The following is a 4,578-nucleotide window of genomic DNA, read 5'->3' as shown; positions in this document are numbered from 1 at the left end:
TGACGCCCTTGCTTACAGGTTGTCTTCCCGCTGGTTAGGCGACAGGGTTTCTTTCAACCCATCGGCTCGGCAGACATGCCAGGCAAACAATAATATCGGAGCCCCGCAGGGCTCCGATTAAGTAACGGGATTACCTCTTTTCTTATTAAAGGGCAGTTTAATACTGCCGGGCAGCTTTTTAAACCTGTTACCCAGGTCGTCAAATATTGTATACACCACCGGCACCAGTACCAGTGTAATTAATGTTGACAGCGTTAAACCAAAGGAAACCACCACCGCCAGCGGTGCCCACCCCTCCGAGCCTTCCCCGGTGCCGAAGGCCAAGGGCAGCAGGGCCAGCACGGTGGTTAAGGTTGTCATTAAAATGGGCCTTAGTCTTATGGGCCCCGCTGTCAGTATGGCTTCGCTGCGCCCGATGCCGCGGCGGCGCAGGGTGTTAATATAATCCACCAGTACAATGGCGTTGTTCACCACTATACCAATCAGCATAATGGCACCGATTAATGCCGGCACACTGAGCCGGTGCCCGGTGGTCAGCAGCCCCAGCACCACCCCCACCAGTGTAGGCGGCAGCGAAAACATGATGATAAAGGGGTGGAATAATGATTCGAATTGGGCCGCCATTACCATGTACACCAGCACCACCGCCAGTATCATAGCCAGACCCAGGTCTCCGAAGGATTCAGCCATATCCTCTGCCTGGCCGCTTAATTCGTAAGCATACCCCTTGGGAAATGCCATTTGTTCCAACTGGGCCTGTATCTCCCGGTTAATACTGCCCAGGTCCCGGCCGGCTATATCAGCGGTTATACTTACCTCCCTGGCCTGGTCAGAGCGGGTAATTTGTACCGGAGCTTCTTCTACTGTAATGTCAGCCACCGATTGAAGGGCCACCCTGGCCCCGGTGGGGGAGTTGAGCATCAGCTCCGCCAGCTGTTCCGGGGTTTCTTTAAAATTTTCCGGGTACATTAGGCGGATATCTATTTCATCGTCACCGGTACGCACCCGGCTTACCACCTGGCCATCAAAGGCAGTGCGTACCGCACTCATTATTTGGGAGGCAGATAATCCGTACAAAGACGCCCGCTGGCGGTCCACTTTTACATTGACCTGCAGCCGGGCTTCTTCCAGTGAGTTGGTTACGTTCCTGGTACCTTCAACACTTTTAACTATTTCGGTCACCAGGACACCAAGCTGTTTCAATACTTCTATGTCGTCCCCTTTAATGGAAATTTCAATGGGACTGCCGCTGCCCATACCATCATCATTGGCCTGTTTTACGGTAATAGTTGCGCCGGGTATATCTTTACCGGCGGCACGCAGCTTTTCCATCGCCTCTTCAGTGGAATATTCACGCTGTTTCTGAGGCGGCAGCTTCACCTGTACAGTGGCCTCATTGCTGCCCACAATCCCTAACCAGGCCATATCTCCCGTTCCCACCTGGGTAAATATCCGTTCATAACCGGGCAGTTCCCGCTTAACCATGTTTCGAACATTAAAGGCCACTTGCTTGGTTTCCTCCAGTGATGTACCGGGGGGAGTTTCTATTTTTATTGCTATTTCTCCCTGATCCATGCTGGGAATGAATTCCGTACCCACCATGGGCACCATTGCCATACTGGCCACCAAAAGTACAATGGTTGCAATAACCACAGTTTTTCTGTGTCCCAGCGCCCAGCGCAGCAGTTTTCCATAACCTTCACTTAACCGGGCAAAGAACCTGCCAAACAGCACCAGCGGGTTCTTGGTTTTTCCCTTTGGGAATACCATGTCAGCCGGCGGTACATTTTTTAACAACCGGGAAGAAAGCATGGGCACCAGTGTTAAAGCAGCAAATAAAGCAGCAATGTGAGAAATACTGACAGTTAGGGCCAGCGGCCCGAACAAAATGCCGGCCAGGCCTTGAACAAAAACAATAGGTGCAAATACAACTACCTGGGACAAACCGGAAGCAAACACCGCATTGCCCACTTCTGCCGTTCCCAATTTAGCCGCTTCAATCACACCGTAACCATTCTGCCGGTAGCGATAAATACTTTCCAGCACCACCACAGAAAAGTCCACCAGCGAACCGAGACCCAGTGCCAGGCCGCCCAGCGACAGCAGGTTAATGGTTTGATCGGCAAAATACATCATGGTAAAGGTGGCAATTACCGCAATGGGCATTACTATGGCCACAACTAACGTGCTGCGCACGCTTCTCAAAAACAGGTACAAAATAACCATGGCCATAATGCCGCCTATAAGGGTATGATGCACCACATTGCTGATGGAATCCTCAATAAATTTAGAGAGATCCAGCACTTTGGTCAGCTTCACACCCTGGGGAAGGGTTTGACTTAACTTTTCCGCTTCCGCCTTAACTGCCCTGGCCACCTGTACCGTGTTCTCACCGGAGGATTTAAACACGTGAATGCTGAGGGCCGGTTTTCCATCTACAAAACTGTATTCCGTAACTTCTTTGAAGTCTTTTCTTATTTCAGCAATATCCGATAATTTTATATTCCCCGCCCCCGGGCCAAGGGGGATTTGGATGGCGGCTAAATCTTCTCCGGAATTGTATTCACCCAGCACGCGAACGGAAAGTTCATTCACCCCGCGTTCCACCGTTCCTGCGGTTCCGGTTATGCTGTCACCCATAATGGCCTGGGCCACCTGTGCCGCTGTGATTCCGTATGACTCCAGCTTGGCCCGGTCCAGTATCACTTTATATTCAAGCTCCTTACCGCCGGATATCAGGACAGAAGCAGCACCTTTGATCCGTTCCATCCCGGGCTTGACGGTATCTTCCGCCAGCTTATCCAAAGTTACTAAATCGTCACCGGAAAGGGTATAAAGCATAATGGGGGCATTGTTGGGGTCCATCTTCATTACCCTGGGCGAACCCACATCGCTGGGAAGCACATCCCTGAACATGTCAATCTTTTCCCGCACCTCTATGGCGGCATCGTCCATGTCGGTACCCCATTCAAAAAGCAGTATAATCAGAGAGTTTCCGGCACTGGATATCGACTGGATTTCTTTAATGTTACTGGCAGTACCCACCGCCGCTTCCAGCGGCTTGGTGACAACTTTTTCCACTTCCGCCGGGTCGGCATCTTCATAAGCGGTCACCACCACCGCCACCGGCAGTTCCATATCGGGGTACAGATCCACCGCCAATTTGGGCAGTGAAACTATTCCTAAAATAACCATGGCCACTATGAGCATGGAAATGGCAACCGGGCGGTCCACAGAAAAATCAGCTATTTTCACTGTTTTCACCTCCGGCTGCCCCCACAGTTTTAATTATTTTTACTTTCTGCCCGTCACCTACCAACCGGTTACCGGTTACAATCACTTTTTCATTTTCTTTTAACCCCTCTACAATCTGCACCCTGTCTAAACCGGTTAGGCCCACTTTAACCAGCCTTTCTTTGGCCGCACCGTCTTCCACCACAAATATTTTTTGCTGCCCGTTATGCTCCAGCACAGCCCGGGCAGGAATAACAACGGCATCTTTAACCCGGGCGGTGGGAAGTTTTATTCTGGCCACCATGCCGGCCAGTATTTCTCCCCTGGGATTGGCAATTTCCACTTCCACCGGAAAGGCCCTGGTGGTTTTGTCAATTTGGGGAGAAACAGCGCGCACTTTTCCTTCCACGGTTTTATTCAGGGCATTAATTCGCACCTTTACTTTTTGTCCCTCTTTAATTCTGCCGATCAGGTTTTCAGAAATATTAAGCTTTACTTTCACCGTGTCCAAATTAACCACACCGGCCACCGGCCCCTGTTGACCCACCATTTCTCCCTCATCAACATTGAGGTAGGCCACTTTACCGTTAATGGGTGAAACCACGGTGAGCTCATCATAACTATCCTTCGCCTGATCGTACTGGGCCCGGTTCACTTTTAAATTTGTTTCCGCCCTTTCAAAATCCGCTTGGGAGACAGCCCCTTCTGCATATAATTGTTTCACCCGCTGGTAATTTTTTTCTGCCGACTCCAGGTTGGCCTCCGCAGCAGCCAGTGCACTTTTTACCCCGGCCCCTTCAATTTCCAAAAGAACCGTCCCCCTGCCAACCTGCTGGCCCAACTTAACATATACCGCTGCCACCCGGCCGGACACTTTAGGAATAATGGACACCTCTGTGCCGGCTAAGATTTCGCCGGTCACTTCTACCTCCTGGCTAAAATCAGTTTTAACCGCTGTAAAAACCTCCACCGGCACAGTTTTTTCCTGTACTTGTTTCACTTCCTCTCTGCCGCACCCCGCCATCAGCAGTGCAGCAGCCAGCAGCAGGATCAGCACCAGTACAGTTCTTTTTTGCACTTTTTCCTCTCCTTTATTAATTAATTAATTAATAAATCCTCTCAAAGTTTTATTTCTCTTAAATGGAAAAAGAAAATTGAGATGTACCTGTGAAGTAAACTTAAATTTTTTAATAATTTAATAAATAATGCTATCTTTATATACTGTCACTATATGCTGTCACTGTCAAGCTAAATCGAGTAGGGTAACGCCGCAGTAATTTGCTACGGCGTTATCCCTCTCACAGAACCGTACGTACGGGCCTCGTATACGGCTCCTGATAAACC

2 protein-coding genes are annotated in these 4,578 nt (G+C 50.0%); both read right to left on the bottom strand.

All coding sequences use genetic code 11. The annotated features are described in order from the left end of the window. Nucleotides 1-117: 117 nt before the first annotated feature. The gene (locus JOC37_RS13020) at nucleotides 118-3,255 is read right to left on the bottom strand and encodes an efflux RND transporter permease subunit (RefSeq protein ID WP_204619575.1); all 3,138 of its coding nucleotides are present in this window, start codon (nucleotides 3,253-3,255) and stop codon (nucleotides 118-120) included. Next, nucleotides 3,242-4,312, bottom strand: coding sequence for an efflux RND transporter periplasmic adaptor subunit (locus tag JOC37_RS13015; protein ID WP_204619573.1), 1,071 nt, complete (start codon nucleotides 4,310-4,312; stop codon nucleotides 3,242-3,244). The genes JOC37_RS13020 and JOC37_RS13015 overlap by 14 nt, the downstream gene beginning before the upstream one ends. Between the last annotated feature and the right edge of the window lie 266 nt (nucleotides 4,313-4,578).

The organism is Desulforadius tongensis (assembly GCF_016907915.1).
In the GTDB taxonomy this organism is placed as follows: Bacteria; Bacillota; Desulfotomaculia; order Desulfotomaculales; family Desulfohalotomaculaceae; genus Desulforadius; species Desulforadius tongensis.
This window is presented reverse-complemented; position numbering and strand designations above follow the sequence as displayed.